The sequence below is a fragment of the Paenibacillus sp. Y930 genome (assembly GCF_056786375.1).
This window is the reverse complement of record NZ_JBXCIX010000004.1, coordinates 225026-248039: the sequence shown is the minus strand read 5'-3', so window position 1 is coordinate 248039 and position 23014 is coordinate 225026. Positions and strand designations below refer to the sequence as shown.

The following is a 23014-nucleotide window of genomic DNA, read 5'->3' as shown; positions in this document are numbered from 1 at the left end:
CCTTTCTCAAGTAGCGCTTCACCTCCTCGGTTCTGAAAGCCCGCTTTTTGAACTTTTATTTAAAGTTTCGGGCATTGTTCGCTTGTGTACTCGCACCGTACACATTGCTAGGTTTCGTTTCATTGCTTGTAATCACGATGTAACGCGTTGAAGCATATTCAACGTCGCATTTCAAATAATGTCTCAATCAATATAACTATACAAAAGTAAAAGGCTCAGTATCTACTGAAGAAGCTACAATGTTTACATCCGCTTTTTCTTTGCTGCATTTGTTCGTAAGCCAGCTTGTAACACCTTGAATCATAACTTTCTCAATATGATGACCTGGATCAATAATGGTCATGCCATCTGCAAGCGCATCTTGAGCAGTATGAAAATCTATATCTCCAGTAATTAATACATCAGCACCTGAAAATTTGGCAGATTTCACATACTTGGCTCCCATACCACCGAGTACAGCGATTTTTTTGATCGGCGTATTAAGCTCACCTACAACACGTAATGCAGGCACATCATAAACTTTTTTTAGTTTCTCAGCTAGCTGACCAAGTGTAGTTGGTTCAATAAGAGCTCCACTTCGACCCAAGCCATATTGAATGCCTTGATTATGAATTGGAATGAGATCATAAGCTACTTCTTCATAAGGATGCGCCTTAATCATCGCTTGCACAACTTTACGTTGATTGCTACCTTGTACAATACATTCAAATCGGACTTCCTCTTCATGATGGAGCTCATGCTTCTTCCCGACATGTGGATTGCTATTTTCTTCAGCCATAAAAGTACCTATACCCGCAGATTGATAACTGCAGTGACTGTAATTGCCTATATGTCCCCCGCCTGCACGCCATATTGCTTGCTGAACGTTCTCTAAGGACTTCTGAGGAATGAATACGACTAATTTATACATTGGATCGACATAAGTTGTTTCAAGTGTTTTACGCCCGTCTGACACCATTCCAGCAGCATCTGCTAATAAGTCATTAACACCACCAATTGCAACATCAAGATTCGTATGTGAAATATATACAGCAATATCATTTTTAATTAATAATTCATACAATTTCCCGGCAGGGGTAGACGTATCTATTTTGGCAATGGGTCTGAAAATGATCGCATGATGCGCAATAATTAATTGTGCCCCAATAGAAATGGCTTCTTCCACAACCGCTAACGTAACATCAAGTGCAATGAGTACAGTATCGATTTTTTTATCTAGTGTTCCGAGCTGCAATCCAATATTGTCGTGCTCAACTGCATAATACTTCGGTGCGAACTGCTCCATATATTGTATTATTGTTTGTCCGTGAACAGCCATTCCAGTACCTCCGAAATGTGATTTTTCTCTCGCTCTGTAGCTTCAAGCTTCGCTTTTGCAGAATCTAGGGTAGATAGCTGCAGCGAATTGATAATGTAATCAAGCTTTTGTAATTCAGATTTCCATTTTTTTAGCAACACTTTATCGCGTTTAGGCAACAGATGTGGTCCCATTCTGAACATCATTGCTTCATTCATCGTATCGTTAAATGGTAATGTCATATGTGTACCACTGAATAATTGCTTGTTATGTTGTAGTGCCTCAACTGATTTGATGGCATGAAGCACTTCGTAGATTTTACCATCTTCCTCGATAATCATCTCATCGATAAGTGCCCATTCATGACGAACTAGCCAGCTTCGAACTGTATCCTCGCCTACATTAGGCTGAAGAACTAATTCTTTTACTCCTTCTAATTGACCTGCTAGAAGACCTGCTTCAAGAATGTCGGACATTAATACGCCGCCCATGCCACAAATCGTAACCGTATCTACTTCATTCTGCTCTAGAATAGCTAATCCATTACCACGTCTAGCATCAATTTTCGCGGTTAAGCCCGCATTCGCAATTTGCTTACGGGCTGCTTGCCACGGGCCTTCATTCAACTCTCCAGCAATTGCCGATGGGCATTTTGCTGACTGAACGAGATAAACCGGCAATAGCGCATGGTCAGAACCGATATCTGCTACTTTATTGCCTGCTGTTATGTAATTTGCAACGGTTTGAAGTCTTTTTGAAAGTTGAATCATTAAATTACCCACACCATCCATTGTTTTCGAAGTAAAAATAACGTTAATCCACCAGTAATCATCTTAGCAATAAGTTGAAGATGAAGAAAGTCTGTTTGATCAATGAACATAAATTGGAACATTTCAGGCATGAACCAAGTAAAGATTGCTGTTAATAACATCACGCCCGCTACAGGCTTGCTAAAGCGATGAACAAACCATGATAACCAACCATATAGAATAGCTAGCGGAACCCAGTACAGTTGAACCTCGTACCACGCTTGAGCTGTTGTAAGCTGATATAACATTAACGAATAGGCTAAAAGAAATGCGAGCCAGCCACTAAAGTGCAGAGCACTTAATTTTTGTTTAATTCCATATACAATCCAAATGAGTGCGCAAATAACGATTAAGCCGCCATTCCAATACCAACCTGTAAATTCATGATCATGGATCATAAATAATCCACCACATAAAAACAATAAATGACCTAATGTAATCGTTAAAAATCCGATCGGTGCATTATTCTTCCTAATTCTTTCTCCAAGCCATAATAATAGCGCCGTTCCAACTAAGATGAGAGCGATTTGCAATACAATGTGAAAAACGCTAAAATAAAGCACAACAAACGAAATCAAGGTGAAAATTCCAAAGGTTAGAAACCACTGTTTTCCTGTTGCTTGAGAAACAGCCATAATTGCTTTTCCTACGAGATGCTCTGGCACCTCCGATTTGGGAGCTGCTACTGGATCAGCGTACAAGTTAATTAAAAAGTCGCAATAATGATCTGGCAATAATTTGGATCTTCGCCAATGTTCAATTTCTCGAACAATGATCGTTCTGCGTTCAGCTTTCATGCACATATTCCTTTCCTTAGCTTTATTGAGAAAATGACCTAACTGCAGCGCAGAAAGGTCATCTCATCATATATCATCTATTCAAGGAAATCTTTAAGACGTTTGCTGCGGCTTGGATGACGAAGCTTTCTAAGCGCTTTTGCTTCGATTTGACGAATACGTTCACGAGTTACACCGAAAACTTTACCAACTTCTTCCAATGTACGTGTACGACCATCATCTAGACCAAAACGTAAGCGAAGTACGTTCTCTTCACGCTCAGTTAAAGTATCTAGTACATCTTCAAGCTGTTCTTTTAATAATTCATAAGCAGCTGCATCTGCTGGTGCAAGTGCTTCTTGATCCTCAATAAAGTCACCAAGATGAGAATCATCTTCTTCACCGATAGGTGTTTCAAGTGACACTGGCTCTTGAGCGATCTTCATAATTTCACGAACTTTTTCAGTGCTTAATTCCATCTCAGCAGCAATTTCTTCTGGAGTTGGTTCGCGCCCAAGTTCTTGTAGTAATTGACGAGAAACACGAATTAGCTTGTTGATTGTTTCCACCATATGAACAGGAATACGAATCGTACGTGCTTGGTCAGCGATCGCACGTGTAATGGCTTGACGAATCCACCATGTAGCATACGTACTGAACTTAAAGCCCTTCTCGTGGTCAAATTTCTCAACTGCTTTAAGTAGCCCCATATTACCTTCTTGAATTAAGTCTAAGAAAAGCATTCCACGTCCAACATAGCGTTTTGCGATACTTACAACAAGTCGCAAGTTCGCTTCTGCCAAACGTTTTTTCGCTTCTTCGTCACCCTTTTCAATCCGAATAGCAAGTTCAATCTCATCTTCTGAAGATAGCAATGGAACTCGACCAATCTCCTTAAGATACATACGTACAGGGTCATTAATTTTGATACCTGGCGGCAACGCTAGATCATCATCAAAATTAAAGTCATCCTTTTCTTCACGCTCCTGATCATCTCCAGAAGGCGCAAGAGGGTTTACTTCTTCTTTTTCGTTCAATACCTCTATACCAAGGTCATCTAATTGCTCGAAAAATTCATCGATTTGCTCTGGTTCTTGATCGAAGGGAGCTAATTTCTCCATTATTTCTTTATAAGTTAATGAAGATTTTTTCTTACCTATTTCAATCAGTTGATCCTTCGCGTGATCTAACTTTTGCTCAGTATCTAATTCAGTATGCTGATCATTCGCCATTTTACGACTCCCTCCTCCCTAGATATTAACTAAGAGAATTGTTAAGTTCTCTTTCAAGGGATATAATCTCAATACCTAATTGCGCTGCTAATATAGCATCACCAGCACGTTCAGCACGTACCATTAACTCTTTTTTCTGTACCAGTTCTTGCTGTCTCGGAACTTTACGTATATCTTGTATCCAAGCATTCATTATATCATCATCGAACGGGAATCCACCGTCCATCATCAACAATTCAGATGCTGTTCGCTCTAACTGCTCATCTTCCAATGTAGCCATAAAGCGTGAAGCATCTGCATCATAGCCTGATGCATAATACGCATATAAATATGCAGCTAATGCTGCATGATTGTATACGTTAAAGGAATCACCCAATTTATCATGGACCGCCATGGCAACATCACGATCTCGCATCATAATATGCAATAAACGACGTTCTGCATTCACGTAGGCAGGCAATACAGTCGAGCGTATCTCTGTTTTTCGCTTTTCATTCCTACCATTATTCCACGAAACTTGGTTATTATCCCTTTGAGGCTTTAAATTTTGCTGTTGAATTCGGTATTCATTACAATCTTGCTTCAAAGCATCCAAAGATAGTTCAAATTCTTTTGACATTTCCTTCAGATGAATTTCTCGCTCAGTAGATGAATCTAACTCCGCAACAATTTTTATTGCATCAACGATATATTCCCGTTTGCCTTCTTCTTTAGAAAGTATATGGTTCTTTCTAGAATATATAAGCTTAAATTTTGTAACTGAGACAGCTTCTTCTATAACTTGATAGAGAAAATTTTCTGCTCCATATGCTTCTATATATTCATCCGGATCCATTCCTTTCGGAAGTAAAGCTACTTTGACTACAACACCTGCCGCTTCTAATGAAGGAATGGATTTGTAGACAGCTGCTTGTCCAGCTGAATCGCCATCATAACAAACAATAACCTCATCTGCATGACGCTTCAACAACAAGGTATGTTCATCTGTCAATGCTGTTCCGAGTGTAGCAACTCCATTACTTACTCCTGCAGACCACCCCTTTATAACATCCATATATCCTTCGAATAGCACAATTTGCTTCGACTTTTTGATGGCAGGTCTCGCTAGATTTAAGTTATAGAGCATTTTACTTTTCGTGAACAACATCGTTTCTGGAGAATTCAAATATTTAGGTTGTCCTTCTCCGATTATTCTGCCGCCAAAAGCGATAGCTTTACCATTTCGATCCCAGATTGGAAACATAATCCGACTACGAAAACGGTCAAAATAGTTCGTCCCGTCATTTTTCGTAGAAATTAATCCCGCTTTTTCCAACAATGCAGGTTCAAATCCGCGTCCTGTTAAAAACCGCGTCAAAATGTCCCAATCACTTGGTGCAAAGCCGATCATAAATTGATCAATAAGCTTATCACTCAATCCTCGCGATAGTAAATAATTTTTGGCATCAGCACCTTGTTGTGTATTATTCAACAAATAATGATAGAACTTAATTGCTAGTTCATGAGCCTCAATAATTTTGTGACGAATACTATCTTGTGCATGAGAGTGAGCACTAGTGTTAGAAGACCACGTAATTGGTAATCCTGCATCTTCCGCAAGCATTCGTACAGCTTCCGGAAACGTATATCCCTCCATTTCTTCGACGAATCGAATCACATTACCTCCTTTACCACAGCCATAGCAATGATAAATTTGTAACTCAGGGGTAACAGTGAATGAAGGAGTCTTTTCAGAATGAAATGGGCATAACCCCTTCATATATTTACCGTTTTTAGTTAAATGAACGTATTTCCCGACCACTTCTACAATGTCATGATGTCTTCTTACTGCATCAATGACTTCATCTGGTATTAAGTCTCCAGCCATAGTTCATCACCTTCACTATTAACACCATATTAATATTCGCTAAACTTCACAGTTCTCCTGCTAATTCTCTAAAATATTTGTCAGCTTTTGTTGAAATCTTTTCCTATCTTCATCTGTAAATGGCTTTGGACCCTTGCTGCGTAAGCCTTGTCTACGTCTTTTCGCTGATTCTGCTCTACGCTCTAATAAGTAGTCAATATTGTCCTCAGTATATTGTTCTCCACGAAATGAGATCGTAATCGCATGTTTTGCCATAACAATACATGCCAGTCCGAAATCTTGCGTAATAACAATATCACCTCTTTTTACATAGTTAGCAATATACATATCAGCGGATTGATCGCTTCGGTCTACTTGAATCATTTCCACATCGGCTACATCAGGCAGACGATGATCGAATGATGCAACCATACATACTGAAGTCTGAAATTTCCGAGCAGTTTCGATGATTTCAGTTTTGACAGGACATGCATCACCATCAACGATAATTTTCAACTTATTCACCTTCTTAGATATCGCAGGCTCAAATATAATGTATTAATTATTATATACGTTATATCGGTAAAAAATCCTTTTATTATGAATTAGCCTTTTCTGATCTTTTCCATAATAAGACTTGCTGTTTCTTCAACTGCACGATGAGATACATCAATAACGGTACATTTCACTCGTTCCATAATAGATGCAGCGTAATTAAGCTCATACTTTATCCGCTCTGTTGTAGCGTAAGAGGCTGTATCGGGTAAACCTAATGCCTTTAAACGTTCTTTCCGTATAATGTTCAAATAATTCAAATCTATTGTTAGACCGATTATTTTAGAGCTGTTCACTTGAAATAACTCATCAGGTGGTTTGATCTCAGGGACAAGCGGAACGTTGGCCACTTTAAACTTTTGATGTGCTAGATACATAGATAAAGGAGTTTTAGATGTACGAGACACCCCAATAAGAACGATATCAGCCTTTCTTACCCCAGAAGTATCTCTCGCATCGTCATATTTGACGGCAAATTCTACCGCTTCAACCTTTTTGAAATAATCTGCGTCAAGAACATGGTTAAGGCCAGGCTCTTCACGAGATTTTTTACCCGTGCGAGTTTCCAATGTTTCAATAAAGGGACCAAGCAGATCAATCGCTTGAATGTCGAATTGTTCAGCTAACATCTTCATTCGCTCACGCAAATGTGGAATGACAAGCGTGTACATCACGATAGCATCTAACTGCTTCACTTTTAAAGCTACCTGATCAATGGCGGCTTCATTCGTTACGAATGGCGCTCTACGAATATCTGCATGAATAGGATGAAATTGTGCAATTGCTGCTCTTACTACAAGCTCGCCAGTATCTCCCGCAGCATCTGAAACAACATAGACAATGACATCAGATTGTGTATCTGGCATTGACACTGCCTCCTTAAGCCCAAACTAATTTGGAAAGATCAGCGATTTGATGAATATCGTCTGCAATTAATGCAAGTGTAGCTAGACGATTACGTTTTACTGCAGCATCTTCTGCCATAACCATAACTGAATTGAAGTAAGCAACGATCGCTTCGCGAAGCGATGAAAGTAGCTCATAAGCAGCTTCTACATTATGCTCAGACATCATCTCAACAAATTGAGGATGTACATTGTTCCAAGCAGTAAATAACGCTTGTTCTGAAGCTTCTTGGAATAGTGACTCATCCACTTGCTTCGTTTCAGCTTTGGAAGCCAAATTGCATATACGGTTAAATGCTTCTACATTGTTTTTGAAATTCGCTTTATGCGATTCTTCCAATTGCTTCATTAATAATTCAGCACGTTTCTTCGTAAGCAGCAAATCACTGAAGCCTGCAACCATAACCGAATCGATCACATCGTATTTAGCACCTTGCTCAGATAACCAATTTTTCACCCGTAATCCGAAGAAATCCTGCAAATCTTTCGCAATTTCATCAATCGCACGCTTCATTCCACGCTGTTCGTGAACAGCTAGACTAAGCTCAAATAGCTGCTTCAATGATAATGGAAGATCATGCGCTAATAAAATTTGTACAATACCCGCAGCTTGACGACGTAGTGCATACGGATCTTGAGACCCTGTTGGTACGATACCAATCGAGAAACATCCGACAATAGTATCAATCTTATCGGCAAGACTGACGATTGCGCCTACCGTTTGTGATGGAACTAGATCACCTGAGAAGCGTGGCTGATAATGCTCATTAATCGCTTTAGCAACTTCAGCATCCTCGCCAAGACGATTCGCATAATCTTCGCCCATAATGCCTTGCAGCTCTGGGAATTCATATACCATTTGTGATACTAGATCGAATTTACAAATAGCTGCTGCACGTTCTACCTTTGTTTGAATGGACGCATCCACCTGTAATTGCTCAGCAATAAGATTGGCAGTAGCTACAGTACGACGAACCTTATCACCAACTGAACCTAATTCCTCATGATACACAATATTTTCAAGCTTCGCTAATGCCGCCTCGATCGTTAATTTATGATCTTCTTCATAGAAGAATTTCGCATCAGAGAGACGAGCATGAAGCACTTTTTCATTACCTTTAGCAACAACATCAATAGAATGAGTGTCACCATTACGCACAGTTACAAAGTACGGAAGTAGCTTACCAGATTGATCTAGTACCGGGAAGTAACGTTGATGTTCACGCATCGAAGTAATTAGAACCTCTTGCGGGATATGCAGGAATGATTCATCGTATGTGCCAAACAATGTGCTTGGATATTCAACAAGGAATAATACTTCCTCCAGCAAATCATCCTTAATCGAAATTTCCCAACTTTTCTCTGTTGCAAGTGCTTCAATCTGCTTAACAATTAATTGCTTGCGCTCTTCTACATCTACAATGACAGATTGCGTACGTAGCTTAGCAACATAATCGCTAGCATTATCAATCGTAGTTTCTTTTCCAAGGAAGCGATGTCCGCGAGAAATGCGTCCAGTAGCTACACCGGCAAGTTCGAATTCAACCACATCATTACCAAATAATGCAATCATCCAACGAATTGGACGAACGAAGCGCATCTCATAATTGCCCCAACGCATATTTTTCGGGAATGACATCGATGTAATAACATCAACGAAGCCTTGAGATAGAAGACTGGATGTTTCTACGCCAATGCTACTTTTCTTCGCATAAACGTATTCCACACCAGCAAGCTCTTGGAAGTACAATGCTTCTGGCTCAACACCTTGACTACGTGCGAATCCTAGTGCTGCTTTACTCCAGTTACCCGCATCATCCTGAGCAATTTTACGAGCTGGTCCTTTTGCTTCTTCTTCTATATCACTTTGCTTGTCTGCTACATCCGTTATAATTAAAGCTAATCGACGTGGTGTTGCATAGCTATTAATTGCTGTAAAAGAAATGCGATGGTCAACTAACCATTTTTCGAATTTTTGTTGTAATTGCTCCATTGCTCCTCGTACAAAACGAGCTGGAACTTCTTCCAAACCAAGCTCTAGCAATAAGTTTTTAGCCATCTTATTTCTCTCCTTTCTTCAATAACGGGAATCCTAGACGTTCACGTTCCTCTAGATATGTTGCAGCAATCGAGCGAGCTAAATTACGGACACGACTAATGTAGCCCGTTCTTTCGGTAACACTAATCGCACCACGTGCATCTAACAAGTTGAATGTGTGGGAACATTTCAATACGTAATCATAAGCAGGGAACACAAGACTTTGCTCCATTGTTTTTTTGGCTTCTTCTTCATACATATTGAATAAAGAGAATAGCATCGCAGTATCAGAAGTTTCAAATGTATATTTGGAATGTTCAAACTCCGGTTGGTGGAATACATCACCATACGTAACGCCGTCTACCCACTCAAGATCAAACACATTATCTTTTTGTTGAATATATGAAGCTAGACGCTCCATACCGTAAGTTATTTCAACTGCGATCGGACTCATATCGATGCCGCCAACTTGTTGGAAATACGTAAATTGTGTAACTTCCATACCATCAAGCCAAACTTCCCAGCCAAGACCCCAAGCACCTAGCGTTGGAGATTCCCAGTTGTCTTCGACGAAACGGATATCATGCTCTCTTGCATCGATACCAAGACGTTTCAAACTTTCAAGATATAACTCTTGAATATTGTCAGGTGAAGGCTTCAAAATAACTTGGAATTGATGATGTTGGTAAAGACGATTCGGATTCTCACCATAACGACCATCTGCTGGACGACGAGATGGCTCTACGTACGCTACATTCCATGGCTCAGGCCCGATTGAGCGTAGAAATGTCATTGGATTCATCGTTCCTGCACCTTTTTCAACGTCATACGGCTGTACTAAAATACAGTTCTGCTCTGCCCAAAATTGTTGCAGTGTTAAAATCATGTTTTGAAAATTCATTCACGTTCAACCCCTTAATCTTTTCATTATTTAGTCGAGCTCCTTGCGTAGAACTAACACAGGTGCAGGTCATCTTGGCAAACAAAAAAACTCTCGCCTCTACGCCTGTTACCAGACATAGGGACGAGAGTTCTATTCCCGCGGTTCCACCCTACTTGACTATTCTACGGAATAATCCACTTTCATTCGAACGGCTCCAGAGCGCCACGTATTGAGTTCGACCTGTTAGGCTTTCACCACCCCTAACTCGCTTATTGAGCGAACACATCTATACGTTTCTCTTTCTTAGCCTCATATTGATATTCTCATATTCTATTCAACAAAGAGTCAAATGTCAAACTAATTTGCCTAAGTTATCTAAGAACTGACGAGATTTCAACTTCAATCCTAATTGCGCATCGATTAAACCACGAACAAGTATTGTTAATTCCTTTTTCGTTTCTGTCGAAACCGAAACATTTCCTATTCTACGCATATCTATTCCTTTGAAAAATCTGAGTAGTTTTAGTGCAGATTCACTAATCAGTATTGTAGAAGCATCATTAGATGAGCATCTGGAGCACACAATTCCACCTGAATAGAAAGACATTTTAAATGGACCAACATGATTACCACAATGAATGCACTCTTCAACAACGGGACTATACCCCGTCATTTGTAGCACTTTCAATTCATACAGTTGCGTAATTACTTCGTAATCTTTACCGTCTGAGAGTGCAGCAAAACATGCTTTTAATTGTTCAAAATGTTGAACATTCACTTCTTCATCAAGAATACCACGATCGGTTAATTCTGCAATGTAGGATGCATGGGCAGACAGATCAAGATCTGACCGCAGAGCATGATTTGAGGAAATAATTTCAGCAGTTTGTAATGTGCCTAATCCTGTATTTCGCACAAATGAGAACTCTCCATATGTAAAAGGCTGTGCAAGCGAAGCATGCTTGCTACGGACCTTTTTGGCACCGCGTACAAGCACGCCTACCTTACCAGAATTATTCGTAATGAGTGTTATTATTTTATGTGTCTCACCATAGTCCATCGTTCTTATTACGACACCTTCAACTCGATACAGCATTATATTGCTTCCCCCAACCACGGACGATCAAAAGTTAACGCGCTTGAGGAGTTACAACTGCCCATCTTCAAGCGGTAATTCTTCTACATCATCCTGAATACCAATTGCATCGGTATTGATCGAATCTTGTTGCTCCTCCATTGCTTTGAACAGCAAGTAAGATTCGACATCCCCGGTTAACGCAAAATATTTCCACGAAAATTCTCTCATTCGTATCCATCCTTTCCGCCCTTGGAAATGCTACTCCAGATGGTATTAGGATGAACAAATTAGCGAAAACTATCCTTAGTAAATTACGTCATTTACTAATCGTGCTTGAACCCAAGATCATTCAATACTCTGTCCTGATTGCGCCAATCCTTCTTAACTTTCACCCATATTTCAAGGAACACTTTTGAGCCAAGTAAATTCTCAATATCAATACGCGCGTTTTGGCCAACTTCCTTCAGAAGTGCGCCGCGTTTACCAATAATGATCCCTTTTTGCGAATCGCGCTCAACAAACACAACCGCTCCAATATAGACAACTCCATTGTCCTGCACACGCATATCTTCAATATTAACTGCAATAGAATGTGGAATTTCGTCACGAGTTAGATGTAAAATCTTCTCACGTACCATTTCTGCACATACAAATTGTTCAGGATGATCCGTCACTTGATCGGCTGGATAATATTGCGGTCCTTCCGGCAAATATTTCCCAAGCTGTTCCATCAATGTTTCAGTGTTATTTCCTTTTAACGCAGAAATAGGAACGATCTCAGCAAAGTTATATAAATCTTTATATTTCATAATTGTTTTCATTAACGATTCTGGATCAACTTTATCTAATTTATTTATAACTAAAAAGACCGGCGTTTTAACCTTTTGCAATTGTTCAATAATATAACGATCGCCACCGCCAATTGGCTCAGATGCATCAATTAGAAACATCACCGCTTCAACTTCACGCAGTGCACTTTCCGCTGATTTCATCATGTAATTTCCAAGTTTGGAATTCGGTTTATGAATACCTGGCGTATCTAGAAATACAATTTGCATATTATCCTTTGTATATACACCATGAATTTTGTTACGGGTCGTTTGTGGCTTGTCCGACATAATCGCAATCTTTTGGCCGATAAGATTATTCATCAACGTAGATTTACCTACATTCGGTCTACCGATGATCGCTACAAAGCCAGAGCGAAATTTATTCTTGCTGTTATCTCCTTGTTGACTCATTAATTATTGCTCCTCCTAAAAAATATTTATTAACTACTTAATACGAAATTTAGCTACATTAGCATACGCATCGTTATCACTCGATGAAATCAAGCCCAGCAATATGTACGGCTCGAGTACATAAGTGGTCAAATGTGCGAAGATTTTAATAAAGATTCATGTGGATGTATTGAACTACCTCTTCCAATAAAAGTTCAAAAAGTGGGCTTTCAGAATCAAGCAGGTAAAGCGCTACTTGAGAAAGGCGGAAGCGCAAGTGTACATGATTACGTACATGCGAACCGTACTTTCCAAGTTCGCTTTAGATGCGACGTCGAGTACGCTACATTAGCATACGCATCGTTATCAAAGTACATTTTTTGAACTACCTTAGGGAGAATGCTCCTGGAAGTAGTTCCTGCACCGTCATCACATTATATTCCCCAGCTAAATTCCCCATAATGACCAATGTATCTGGTTCACATAACTCTATCATCACTTGACGACAAACACCACAAGGGGTTATCGGATCAATCGTATCACCAACAACTGCAATCGCTGTAAATGTTCTTGGTGTAACTCCTGAAGCAATAGCACTGAAAAGTGCTGTGCGCTCCGCACAATTCGTAGGTCCATACGCAGCATTCTCAATATTACATCCAAGATGGATACGTCCATTCTGATCTATAACGGCCGCTCCCACTCGAAATTGTGAGTAGGGTACGTATGCAAGCTTCATCGCTTCCTTGGCTTGGGAGAGTAGGTGCGTTTGCATCACTAGCTCCATCATTATCCCCTTCTCTCGCTTGTGATCAGAATGTGTTGCTAAAAGAATAATAGCTCCCATAGCTTCGGTACAATAACGATGCAGCCGATGCAGATAGCGGCAATTGCCATTATTAGAACAGCACCTGCAGCAACATCCTTCGCTACTTTTGCTAGTTGCTGATGCTGTGGGCTTACAAGATCGACTAATGCTTCAATTGCTGTATTAACTAACTCTAAGCTAATTACTGCAGCAATAACCAAAATAATGATACCCCATTCTACACGTGTAAGTGAAACAATGGCACCAAGTATAAGAACTATTGGTGCCACTGTCAAATGGATTTTCATATTTCGTTGTGTTGAAACGCCATACCAAATTCCTTCTAATGCATAGCCCACACTACGAACAAACTTAATCATTAGCGTGTCAAACCAACTTGTTGCAGTACTGCTTCTTGTTTTTGAGTCATCACTTCTTCAGCTTTATCATCCTGATGATCGTAGCCAAGCAAATGTAGAAACCCATGTACAAATAAGAAGCCTATTTCACGTTCAAGCGAATGACCATATTCAATTCGTTGCTCTTCCGCACGCTCTACAGAAATAATAATATCTCCCAGCATGCCTGATATTGGGTCGATTTCACCTTCACTCTCAACTTCAAAAATGATATTCAATTCATCTACACCATCATCATTAAGCGCAAAAGATAATACATCCGTTGGACGATCAATATTGCGGTACTGTTTATTCAATTCTTGAATTTCTTCATTATTAGTAAATGTTAAGGTCACTTCGCCCGAAGTTAATCCTTCATTGTCAGCTGCAATTTGTAATATAGCCGTTAATTTTTCGATCCATACGTCAGGAATATCAAATTGAGTTTGATTATTATTCCAATCTAATATTATGCTCATTAATTCTACTCCTTCTCGTTAGTTTTCAGCTTCACATCATCTGGATATTCGATACGTGAGTGGAATATTCCCATTAAGCTTTCCTTTAATGACTGTGCTATTTTATCTAGTTCCTTCATCGTCAGATCACATTCATTGTACTGATTGTCATCTACTCTGTTTTTAATTATTTTGTGAATCATTTCTTCAACTTGTACAATCGTAGGATTACGCAAACTTCGAACCGCCGCTTCCACACAATCTGCAATTCCAACAACTGCTGCTTCTTTAGACTGCGCCTTTGGACCAGGATAACGGAAATCATCCTCCGTGAAGTCTTGATCGACATCTTGGTCTTTGGCTTCTTGCAACGCCTTGTAATAGAAGAACTTCAAAGAGGTAGTTCCATGATGTTGCTCCGCAATATCTCTTAACTGCTTAGGTATATTGTAAGCTTTCAACATTTCCGCGCCATCTTTTGCATGCGCAACAATAATTGACTTACTCAGCATTGGATCAATCGTGTCATGAGGATTACTCATATTCGACTGATTTTCAATGAAATAGCTTGGTCGCTTCGTCTTACCTAGATCATGATAGAAGGAGCCTACTCTACACAACAGACCATTTGCCCCAATCGATTCTGCTGCAGCTTCTGCCAGATTTCCGACCATTACACTATGGTGATATGTACCAGGTGTTTCTGTCAGTAATTTGCGAAGTAATGGATGATTCGGACTAGATAATTCTACAAGCTTCAAAGCAGACAATATTCCAAATGAAATTTCAAAAAACGGCATTAGACCGACGACAAGGATAGATGTAATTAATCCTCCGCCAAAAGCTGCTGCCAAAGAATATAATACTGACATCCGTTCTAATTGTTCCGCCATTAATAGCATCGTTAATACACAGAACGTTCCAAATAAGCTTACCATTATTCCTGCTTTTAATATTGCAGATCGTTGACTAGCATGTTTAATCGAATATATAGCTGCTAATGAAATAACTATAATATATACTCCAAATTTGAAATCAAGCAGCAATGTCGTACTTGTATTCAATATAACCGATCCTACAATACTGAAAATAAATGTACTTGCCATCGCCAAATGTTCATCGATCAGCAGTGTAATTAACATAACGCCAAGTGCTGCAGGAGCAAAGTAACCTGCAATATTTGCCGTCTCCGACTGAATGAGTGAAGTGAGTTGAAGAACACCGCAATTAATTAGGAAGATCAGCAATAGCATAAGTAGCTGTGTGTTATTGTATCTTGCCAATTTCAAGCCCACGCCTGACGTTTGTGATAAATACACATAGAGAAACGCACTTAGCATTAAGGATAAAAGTACTACACCTACTCGTGACCAATGATGATCAGTACCTTGAAGCATATTCGCTTCCGTTAACAAGGCATAGAGTTCAGGTGTAATTTCTTGATTTTTCTGCACAATAACTTCATTCTCTTTGTAAATGATCGGTGTTGTATTGTTACGCGCTTCTTCTCTTGCTTCATCTGTCATTGTTTTGTCCAAAAACTTATTCGGCATAATTGAAAACCGAGCCATTTCCTGAACAATCTCACGAGCTGTGCGGTTAGATATGACACTCGAATTGACCATTTCAGCTACTTGAGTTCGAACCGTTTCAGCACTCCGAATTGGATCACTTGTCAGCTTTCGTACAATTTCCTTTGCTACCATTCTCATCTCAGCAAGCTGTTCTTGTGTCATCTGTGGTAGCTTGTAGAAGGTCTCTTCAGGAATCGTGTAGCGTTGCTCTTTCACTATATTACTCATTTCTTCCAGCAATAGTTCATTGTAAGTGCTAATAGCATGAGTGGTTTTCACAAATAATTTAATATGTTCTTCATAGCGACTAGGAATTTCTGAGCGATAAATATCTATTTTATCCTCTTTGCTAACTTGATCATCTGCATTTAAATGTTCAATTCTTAGAAATATAGATTCAACTAAAGATTCATTACGCAAGACAACGACCGAATAAGCATCATCGATTTGATTGGCAGCTGCTTCCTCTGCTTCTCTCGTTGCTTTCTCATCTCTAATTTGTGTTGGTGCTTTAATCTCTTTGTCACTCAATGATCCCTCAGAAATATTGTACGTCTCGGGGATAATATGTGATGCTAGATTGAAATAGAAAAGAACGACGAATAACGCCATCAACATCCATTTTACTAGAGTACTTTGTCTCCAGCCCGTGAACTTTAAGTTACTATCCTTAACATTTCGGCTATTATTTTGATGTGTCATTCACCATCATCCTTTCCTTAAAATCTAGATTTATATGGATTATGATTGGGATTCAGCATCACGATCGTATGCCATAATAATTTTTTGAACAAGCGTGTGACGAACAACATCCTGTTCCGTGAAAATCATCATCCCAATCTCATCGATATTTGAAAGAACACGCTTCGCTTCAATTAATCCAGAGTTTCTCCCTCTTGGTAAATCAATTTGCGTAACATCACCATTGATAACCATTTTCGCTCCGAAACCAAGTCGAGTAAGAAACATTTTCATCTGTTCAGGCGTTGTGTTCTGAGCTTCATCTAAAATAATAAAAGCATCGTCAAGCGTTCTTCCCCGCATATAGGCAAGTGGAGCAATTTCTATCATTCCACGCTCAATCGCTTTAACCGTTTGTTCTGCGCCAAGTACATCGTGAAGAGCATCATATAGCGGACGCAAATATGGATCTACCTTTTCCTGCAGATCACCTGGTAAGAAGCCTAGATTTTCACCTGCTTCTACTGCTGGACGTGTCAATATAATCCGCTTTACTAAATTCTCTTTCAATGCCGCAACAGCTAGTACAACAGCTAAATATGTTTTACCTGTTCCAGCTGGACCGATACCAAACACAATATCAAGCTTGCGAATTAATTTTGCGTAATGACGTTGGCCAAGCGTTTTGACCATAATCTTTTTACCGCGATATGTAGTAGCTAACGGTTTTTTGAATAAATCTAATAGCTCCTCTGCTTGCATCTTCAATGCAAGATCCAGTGCATAAGTCATATCTCTTTCAGAAGGCGTATATCCTTCTCGAACTAATTGTAGTAGCACTTGATACAACTGCTCCAAAGAATCTACTTCATTACTAGGACCACTAATCGTAATTTCTGCATCTCTTGAAGAAATTTTCGCACTAACTCTTTGTTCAATTAGACGTAAATATTTATCTTGCGGACCAAAAATAGCTAAAGCCTCTTCCGCATTTTGGACTAGTATTTTGACTGTTTTCGCTTCAGTTTGCAACTATACTCAATCTCCCTGCATTTGGACTATTGGTAATTCCTTCGTAATTAATTGATTCACTTCAAAAAGCACCTTCATAACAACTTTACCATTGTCCGACTCTTCATGCAAAACAATTTCACTAACAATACGTGCATCTTCACCAGCAAATGATCTAACGTTAATTCGTGCTTGCTCTAAACTTGCAAGTTTTGCCTGCTCCACAGTTAACTCTACTTGTGCAAAATCTGACTCATGCTCAACTTCTTTCATCGTACCAAGTGGTAATTCGAATGGCCCTATATGAAGCTGCTCTCTTGTAGTAAGTACTTCCGACTTCCCATATGGTGTTTGCCCATATCCTGAAATCTGCATCGCTCGATTACCGATTACAAAGTAGTTCCGTTGCTGCCTCTCACCAGTATATGCTCTATACTTCTGTATTAACGGTGAAGAGACTTTATATTCATACCAGACAAGCCCTGTAACTTTTCCTTTGGCAACAACAACCTCAGAATGTGCCTCGGTTCCAATAATTCCTGAAATCAATGTTTGTCCCTTTTTTACACGGTTATTTTTGCGAACAAGTGGTTTTCCTTCTTCTGCTATTATGTACGTAATGACAGCATCATTTGTTGCAACAAGATGGCGCGGACTATACTTCTCTTGTACTTCTGGGATGGTCATTTCTACAACTTGTATTTTCACCTTCGTACCTTCCTTCACCACGCCAATCCAATTCGTACCTGGTATTGCATTAACCAAACTTTTCGAAATAATATCCGTATCTTGCAAGCGGAAGGACCATTGCAGCGGATAGAGTCCCTCCGCTTTTGCAGCTGCAATGATTTCATCTTTTGGAATACGCTCATTCCCTTCAACCTCAACAGTCCAAACTAATGAAGATAGTACAAAAATAATAGAGAAAAATAATGCTACCCCTACGGAAAACCAGATCCGCTTTTCTATCCGATTCAACAAAAATGGGAACCCTTCTTTGCGGATCAGTCGCATCTTACTCCCAGCTACTCGAATATATTTTTTGAGTGCAAAGTATTGTGCCAAGCTTACTTCAAATCTGACAACTTCCGGGCTTGTCCAACGAATATTAGCTAGTGCTAATTTCGCAGATAACACCTCGTTAAGGAAACGAGCAACGTCTCCTCCGTGCAACTCGACCTCAACTCGGCCCTTCATCCAATCTACTATTGATCCTTTCATTCCAACCCCTCCTAAAACTTTTCATTCATCTTGGATTGCTACTTCGCAAATGAAAAGTAGCTACGAAAGCATTAGCTTGTTATGGAAATAATTGAATAGCTTTAATAACACCTTCAACAAATACTTCATCAGTCCATATCGTACGTATAATTAAACCCTCACCTGTAACTTCTAATTCGCCTTTACTCAGCGAAAGTCGTAATACATCCTCACTAAAATGAATAACTCCTCTATGGTTTTCAATATATAGTTGACGATCTCCGATCAAAGTCATTCTCGGCAATTCAAATACAACGTCCTCTGGCATATCTAGCATAGCCGCTGTTAATCTATGTAATTTCTTTTTAATTTGTCGCATTGATGAAGGTTCCCCTTTCTCAAACATCGATTTGTTACCTGCCAAGAGACACATCGGTACTATACCAAAATATGCAGCAATGACAGTAAATATGAAAAAATGAAATAGTTTCAAATTCAAAACCAAAAAAGCCCCAAACAATTCTCTTCATAGCGAAGAAAATTATTTGGAGCTTGATTGATAATTACCTATGGATTACACGTTTTCTATCTTCTGTATGGTCGTTTCGCTCTGGGAGATCTTAAAATTTCAGACCATATTAACGCTTTTCGCAATTCTCCAGCTGTTAGTACTGATTCCTTAAGTTTATCCTCACGGCTTGCAAAGGGGTCCACAGTCTGCGATTCCGAGCCCAATTCATTCTGAGCAAAGTAATCAACCGACTGATCGCCCTGTTGCGCCTGAAGCGTTGTAGCGGCTTGGCGAAGTCGTTGCTGCTGTTCATAACGCATCAGTTGCTCTTCACGCAACTGATCCGCACGTTGCATTTGACGCTCCCTTTGCATTTCCTCTTCTTGCAGACGTTGTAATTCCGCTCTACGTCGCTGCTCAACACTATTCTCATCGTCATATTGTTGGCGGGAATAATCATCTTCCTCGTCCTCATCATAGTCATGCTCACGCTGATCGCGATTCGTCTGATCCGTTCCACCACCAAAAGTAGGCATCGAGTTGCCCTTTTTGGTTTTCGATCCACCAAACATCTTAAAGATGAAAAACACAACACCGATTACCAAAATAATGTTATTTTGTATAAACTCAATAATGTTCAAGGCTAGCACCTCCTATCTGCCTCAACTATGTTACACATTTTGTGAACGTTTGAGATAAGAATTAGCCTTATTTATTTTTCGGATCAGTAGAATCACTAAGTGATGAACGCATAGATGTATCAGCTTCAATGTTTTTCAAATTCAAATAATCCATAACACCAATTTTTCCATTACGCAATGCTTCTGCCATCGCTAAAGGTACCTGAGATTCAGATTCAACTACGCGAGCTTCCATCTCAACAACTTTAGCTTTGTTTTCTTGTTCTTGGGCAACAGCCATTGCACGACGTTCTTCAGCTTTTGCTTGAGCGATCTTTTTATCCGCTTCAGCTTGTTCCGTTTGAAGATGTGCACCAATATTTTTACCGACATCTACGTCTGCGATATCAATCGACAGAATTTCAAACGCCGTACCCGCATCAAGACCTTTTTCAAGAACGGTACGGGAAATCTTATCTGGGTTTTCTAGAACATCTTTATGTGAGGTTGAGCCCCCGACTGTGGAGACAATACCTTCACCAATACGAGCGATAATGGTATCTTCACCAGCACCACCGACTAAACGTTCAATGTTTGCACGAACAGTTACTCGCGCTCTAACTTTAACTTCGATACCGTCTTTCGCTACTGCTGAAACAATTGGAGTTTCAATAACTTTCGGGTTAACACTCATCTGTACTGCTTGTAGTACGTCACGACCAGCCAAATCAATAGCTGCTGCACGTTCAAATGGCAATGGGATATTTGCACGCTGTGCTGCAATCAATGCATTAACTACTCTGTCTACGTTACCACCTGCTAGAAAATGGCTTTCCAGCTGATTGATTGATAAACCAAGTCCTGCTTTTGTAGCTTTAATTAATGGGTTTACGATACGACTAGGAACTACGCGACGTAATCTCATCGCAAATAGTGTAATAATTCCTACTTTAACGCCTGAAGCAAGTGCTGAAATCCACAGCATAATCGGGAAGAAACTTAATAACACGCTTATTACAATAACTGCCAATATTACAAAAATCACTGCAACCAAACCTGGATCTAATCCGAATATCGCCATCAATCCTGAGTCTAAACCTAACATCCAATCATTCCTCTCAATTTGTAATCAACTTAAACGTTTTCCTTCACTTCTCTAACCACTACCCATGTACCTTCAGCCTTTATAACAACGACTGGTCGATTCAACTCAACGAATCCACCTTCAGTTACAACGTCAACACGTTCATTGCCGATGAATGCTGCTCCTGCTGGTCGAAGTGGGGTTGCCGTAATACCTTGTAATCCTAATAGTGAATCTTTCGAGTCTGCAGATATAAATCCTTCTTCTGTTGTAAGTTTCTCGCGTAGAACGAATTTATTCCAAACCCCTCGACCTTTTTTCGTACGTGAAACAATAACGACTAAAATAATAGCAATCACTAATGCAATAACGATGGATGTAAGTCCAGACTTCCAATCCGGTGAAGCAAGTAATATGCCTGCGATAATAGCTCCTCCTCCCAATAATCCCAGTATACCAAAAGCCGGAACTATTAATTCTAAAATAACCAAAATAATACCAATAATAAAGAGTACGACTGTTTCCATACCTGCAAATCCTGACACGAATGAACCAAAGAAGAATAAGCCCATACTAATCGCTCCTAGAATACCAGGTAATCCGAGGCCAGGCACGAACAATTCAATGGCTAGACCTGCAAAACCTAATATTAATAATATTGTGGATACAATAGGATTAACAAGAAAACTTGCCACATTTTCAGCCGCACTCGGCGCCATCGTTATAATATCGCGACCGCCAAGGTCATGAAAACTAAGTACATCAGCTACATTCTCCGCATTGAAATCAGAATATCCAATTCGCAATGCTTCACTTGCTGATATTGCAATGACATCGCCTACAGTCTTAACTTTGCCTAATGTGTCTGATAAATCGATCTCAATTCGAGGATCGACCATCGCTGCAGCAACATTGACATCGCGACCATGAAGTCTTGCTGCCTCTTGCATCTGATCTACCCAGAAACTAATTGTTTTGGGATTATCAATTAGTGTACCACTGCCATCGACAACTGCTGCTGAACCAATCGTACTTCCTGATTGCATAGCGATGTAATCAGCATTCAGCGCAATGTAAGTACCGGCTGAAACTGCTTTCCCTTCGACAAATACAGTAATAGGAATTTGCTGCGCTCGTAATAATTCGCCTATTTCACTTGCGGAATCGACGCGCCCCCCATATGTATTAAGGACGATAATGATATGACTCGCGTGAGCTTCATCCGCTTCGCTGAAAGCTCTTTCAAGAAAAGAAACCATACTTTGGTCTACTTTTCCTTTCAGAGGTATTTCATATACTGCTGGACCCGCGGATTTGACCTGCGCCTGAGCCACAGTTGGGACAATTAATCCCGCAACAAGTAATGTCGCAAATAAACATATAACAAATACAGTAAGCAGTTCACGGAAGCGATGAGTTAAAAATTTGCTAGACATGCTTTCCCTCCTCTTTTACCACTCTTCTATATACGTCTATCTTAGTTAAATGTTTCATCTATTATAACACATTGTTCATATAAAGTTGGCTTGTTATTACAAGTAAAAAAAACACCCCAAAAGGGGTGTTTTTGAGTCCGCACGTATTCTATTGCAGAAATTGTTGCACTGCATTATTTACTAGTCTACCGTCAGCGCGTCCTTTAGTTTTTGGCATAAGGGCGCCCATCACTTTTCCCATGTCGGCTTTCGAAGAAGCACCGAGTTCTTGGATGGTCTGCCTTACTATCTCTTGAATCTCTTCTTCAGTTAGCTGTTCGGGAAGGTATTTACTAATAATATCAATTTCTGTTGCAAGATTTACGACAAGGTCATCACGACCAGCTTTCTCAAATTCTTGGAGGGAATCTTTACGTTGTTTGATCTCACGACTCAATACATCAAGCACTTCACTATCGTCCAATGGACGTTTTAGATCAATCTCCAAGTTTTTAACAGATGCACGCATCATACGAATTGTACTGAGTCTCAACTTGTCCTGACTTTTCATTGCTTGTTTCATATCATCGATCAATCTATCGCTCAGGTTCATTA

General features: G+C 39.8%; 23 protein-coding genes. All 23 read right to left on the bottom strand.

Going from position 1 to position 23014, the window contains the following annotated elements:
• Positions 1-196: 196 nt before the first annotated feature.
• The 23 genes from AC1TO5_RS13460 to AC1TO5_RS13350 all read right to left on the bottom strand — a co-directional run bounded on the left by AC1TO5_RS13460 (position 197) and on the right by AC1TO5_RS13350 (position 23012).
• Positions 197-1318: a Nif3-like dinuclear metal center hexameric protein gene (locus tag AC1TO5_RS13460; RefSeq protein WP_482063339.1), complete on the bottom strand. Its 1122-nt coding sequence runs from the start codon at positions 1316-1318 to the stop codon at positions 197-199.
• Positions 1294-2067: a tRNA (adenine(22)-N(1))-methyltransferase gene (locus AC1TO5_RS13455; RefSeq protein WP_482063338.1), complete on the bottom strand. Its 774-nt coding sequence runs from the start codon at positions 2065-2067 to the stop codon at positions 1294-1296. The genes AC1TO5_RS13460 and AC1TO5_RS13455 overlap by 25 nt, the downstream gene beginning before the upstream one ends.
• Positions 2067-2903 (bottom strand): hypothetical protein, encoded by an 837-nt coding sequence (locus AC1TO5_RS13450; protein ID WP_482063337.1) that lies wholly within the window; start codon positions 2901-2903, stop codon positions 2067-2069. Before AC1TO5_RS13450 ends, AC1TO5_RS13455 begins: the two co-directional genes overlap by 1 nt.
• A 77-nt stretch (positions 2904-2980) precedes the next feature.
• Positions 2981-4114 (bottom strand): RNA polymerase sigma factor RpoD, encoded by a 1134-nt coding sequence (rpoD, locus tag AC1TO5_RS13445; protein WP_482063336.1) that lies wholly within the window; start codon positions 4112-4114, stop codon positions 2981-2983.
• Positions 4115-4139: 25 nt separating this feature from the next.
• Complete coding sequence (gene dnaG, locus AC1TO5_RS13440) at positions 4140-5981, bottom strand: DNA primase (protein ID WP_482063335.1); 1842 nt, start codon at positions 5979-5981, stop codon at positions 4140-4142.
• 60 nt (positions 5982-6041) lie between these two features.
• Positions 6042-6485 (bottom strand): YaiI/YqxD family protein, encoded by a 444-nt coding sequence (locus AC1TO5_RS13435; RefSeq protein WP_482063334.1) that lies wholly within the window; start codon positions 6483-6485, stop codon positions 6042-6044.
• A gap of 80 nt (positions 6486-6565) precedes the next feature.
• Positions 6566-7381 (bottom strand): pyruvate, water dikinase regulatory protein, encoded by an 816-nt coding sequence (locus tag AC1TO5_RS13430; RefSeq protein WP_482063333.1) that lies wholly within the window; start codon positions 7379-7381, stop codon positions 6566-6568.
• Positions 7382-7394: 13 nt separating this feature from the next.
• Positions 7395-9479 (bottom strand): glycine--tRNA ligase subunit beta, encoded by a 2085-nt coding sequence (glyS, locus tag AC1TO5_RS13425; protein WP_482063332.1) that lies wholly within the window; start codon positions 9477-9479, stop codon positions 7395-7397.
• 1 nt (position 9480) lies between these two features.
• The gene (gene glyQ / locus AC1TO5_RS13420) at positions 9481-10359 is read right to left on the bottom strand and encodes a glycine--tRNA ligase subunit alpha (RefSeq protein ID WP_482063331.1); all 879 of its coding nucleotides are present in this window, start codon (positions 10357-10359) and stop codon (positions 9481-9483) included.
• A gap of 334 nt (positions 10360-10693) precedes the next feature.
• On the bottom strand, positions 10694-11437 hold the full coding sequence (gene recO, locus AC1TO5_RS13415) for a DNA repair protein RecO (RefSeq protein ID WP_482063330.1): 744 nt from the start codon (positions 11435-11437) through the stop codon (positions 10694-10696).
• Positions 11438-11488: 51 nt separating this feature from the next.
• Positions 11489-11647, bottom strand: coding sequence for a YqzL family protein (locus tag AC1TO5_RS13410; protein ID WP_482063329.1), 159 nt, complete (start codon positions 11645-11647; stop codon positions 11489-11491).
• A 95-nt stretch (positions 11648-11742) separates the two neighbouring features.
• The gene (gene era, locus AC1TO5_RS13405; RefSeq protein ID WP_482063328.1) at positions 11743-12660 is read right to left on the bottom strand and encodes a GTPase Era; all 918 of its coding nucleotides are present in this window, start codon (positions 12658-12660) and stop codon (positions 11743-11745) included.
• A 364-nt stretch (positions 12661-13024) separates the two neighbouring features.
• A complete protein-coding gene (gene cdd, locus AC1TO5_RS13400; protein ID WP_482063327.1) occupies positions 13025-13429 on the bottom strand; it encodes a cytidine deaminase in 405 nt (134 codons plus the stop codon).
• 35 nt (positions 13430-13464) lie between these two features.
• The gene (locus tag AC1TO5_RS13395) at positions 13465-13827 is read right to left on the bottom strand and encodes a diacylglycerol kinase family protein (RefSeq protein ID WP_482063326.1); all 363 of its coding nucleotides are present in this window, start codon (positions 13825-13827) and stop codon (positions 13465-13467) included.
• Positions 13827-14324, bottom strand: a complete 498-nt coding sequence (ybeY, locus tag AC1TO5_RS13390) for an rRNA maturation RNase YbeY (RefSeq protein ID WP_482063325.1) — start codon at positions 14322-14324, stop codon at positions 13827-13829. Before ybeY ends, AC1TO5_RS13395 begins: the two co-directional genes overlap by 1 nt.
• 5 nt (positions 14325-14329) lie before the next feature.
• Positions 14330-16579, bottom strand: a complete 2250-nt coding sequence (locus tag AC1TO5_RS13385; protein WP_482063324.1) for an HD family phosphohydrolase — start codon at positions 16577-16579, stop codon at positions 14330-14332.
• A 39-nt stretch (positions 16580-16618) separates the two neighbouring features.
• A complete protein-coding gene (locus tag AC1TO5_RS13380) occupies positions 16619-17590 on the bottom strand; it encodes a PhoH family protein (protein WP_482063323.1) in 972 nt (323 codons plus the stop codon).
• Between the two features lie 6 nt (positions 17591-17596).
• A complete protein-coding gene (yqfD, locus tag AC1TO5_RS13375) occupies positions 17597-18790 on the bottom strand; it encodes a sporulation protein YqfD (RefSeq protein WP_482063322.1) in 1194 nt (397 codons plus the stop codon).
• A gap of 79 nt (positions 18791-18869) precedes the next feature.
• Positions 18870-19148: a sporulation protein YqfC gene (yqfC, locus tag AC1TO5_RS13370; RefSeq protein ID WP_482063321.1), complete on the bottom strand. Its 279-nt coding sequence runs from the start codon at positions 19146-19148 to the stop codon at positions 18870-18872.
• A 206-nt stretch (positions 19149-19354) separates the two neighbouring features.
• Positions 19355-19921: a hypothetical protein gene (locus AC1TO5_RS13365; protein ID WP_482063320.1), complete on the bottom strand. Its 567-nt coding sequence runs from the start codon at positions 19919-19921 to the stop codon at positions 19355-19357.
• Positions 19922-19988: 67 nt separating this feature from the next.
• Positions 19989-20981, bottom strand: a complete 993-nt coding sequence (floA, locus tag AC1TO5_RS13360) for a flotillin-like protein FloA (RefSeq protein WP_482063645.1) — start codon at positions 20979-20981, stop codon at positions 19989-19991.
• Between the two features lie 53 nt (positions 20982-21034).
• Positions 21035-22420 (bottom strand): NfeD family protein, encoded by a 1386-nt coding sequence (locus tag AC1TO5_RS13355; RefSeq protein ID WP_482063319.1) that lies wholly within the window; start codon positions 22418-22420, stop codon positions 21035-21037.
• Positions 22421-22568: 148 nt separating this feature from the next.
• A complete protein-coding gene (locus tag AC1TO5_RS13350) occupies positions 22569-23012 on the bottom strand; it encodes a GatB/YqeY domain-containing protein (RefSeq protein WP_482063318.1) in 444 nt (147 codons plus the stop codon).
• Positions 23013-23014 lie beyond the last annotated feature (2 nt).

Bases quoted from the DNA above. Each gene is read 5' to 3' on its own strand.
- floA (WP_482063645.1), bottom strand. From the start codon at position 20,981: ATGGCGATATTCGGATTAGATCCAGGTTTGGTTGCAGTGATTTTTGTA.
- rpoD (WP_482063336.1), bottom strand. From the start codon at position 4,114: ATGGCGAATGATCAGCATACTGAATTAGATACTGAGCAAAAGTTAGAT.
- AC1TO5_RS13385 (WP_482063324.1), bottom strand. From the start codon at position 16,579: ATGACACATCAAAATAATAGCCGAAATGTTAAGGATAGTAACTTAAAG.
- AC1TO5_RS13430 (WP_482063333.1), bottom strand. From the start codon at position 7,381: ATGCCAGATACACAATCTGATGTCATTGTCTATGTTGTTTCAGATGCT.
- ybeY (WP_482063325.1), bottom strand. From the start codon at position 14,324: ATGAGCATAATATTAGATTGGAATAATAATCAAACTCAATTTGATATT.
- AC1TO5_RS13455 (WP_482063338.1), bottom strand. From the start codon at position 2,067: ATGATTCAACTTTCAAAAAGACTTCAAACCGTTGCAAATTACATAACA.
- era (WP_482063328.1), bottom strand. From the start codon at position 12,660: ATGAGTCAACAAGGAGATAACAGCAAGAATAAATTTCGCTCTGGCTTT.
- yqfD (WP_482063322.1), bottom strand. From the start codon at position 18,790: ATGAAAGGATCAATAGTAGATTGGATGAAGGGCCGAGTTGAGGTCGAG.
- glyQ (WP_482063331.1), bottom strand. From the start codon at position 10,359: ATGAATTTTCAAAACATGATTTTAACACTGCAACAATTTTGGGCAGAG.
- AC1TO5_RS13395 (WP_482063326.1), bottom strand. From the start codon at position 13,827: ATGATTAAGTTTGTTCGTAGTGTGGGCTATGCATTAGAAGGAATTTGG.
- glyS (WP_482063332.1), bottom strand. From the start codon at position 9,479: ATGGCTAAAAACTTATTGCTAGAGCTTGGTTTGGAAGAAGTTCCAGCT.
- AC1TO5_RS13410 (WP_482063329.1), bottom strand. From the start codon at position 11,647: ATGAGAGAATTTTCGTGGAAATATTTTGCGTTAACCGGGGATGTCGAA.
- recO (WP_482063330.1), bottom strand. From the start codon at position 11,437: ATGCTGTATCGAGTTGAAGGTGTCGTAATAAGAACGATGGACTATGGT.
- AC1TO5_RS13460 (WP_482063339.1), bottom strand. From the start codon at position 1,318: ATGGCTGTTCACGGACAAACAATAATACAATATATGGAGCAGTTCGCA.
- AC1TO5_RS13450 (WP_482063337.1), bottom strand. From the start codon at position 2,903: ATGAAAGCTGAACGCAGAACGATCATTGTTCGAGAAATTGAACATTGG.
- AC1TO5_RS13355 (WP_482063319.1), bottom strand. From the start codon at position 22,420: ATGTCTAGCAAATTTTTAACTCATCGCTTCCGTGAACTGCTTACTGTA.
- yqfC (WP_482063321.1), bottom strand. From the start codon at position 19,148: ATGCGACAAATTAAAAAGAAATTACATAGATTAACAGCGGCTATGCTA.
- AC1TO5_RS13350 (WP_482063318.1), bottom strand. From the start codon at position 23,012: ATGAACCTGAGCGATAGATTGATCGATGATATGAAACAAGCAATGAAA.
- cdd (WP_482063327.1), bottom strand. From the start codon at position 13,429: ATGATGGAGCTAGTGATGCAAACGCACCTACTCTCCCAAGCCAAGGAA.
- dnaG (WP_482063335.1), bottom strand. From the start codon at position 5,981: ATGGCTGGAGACTTAATACCAGATGAAGTCATTGATGCAGTAAGAAGA.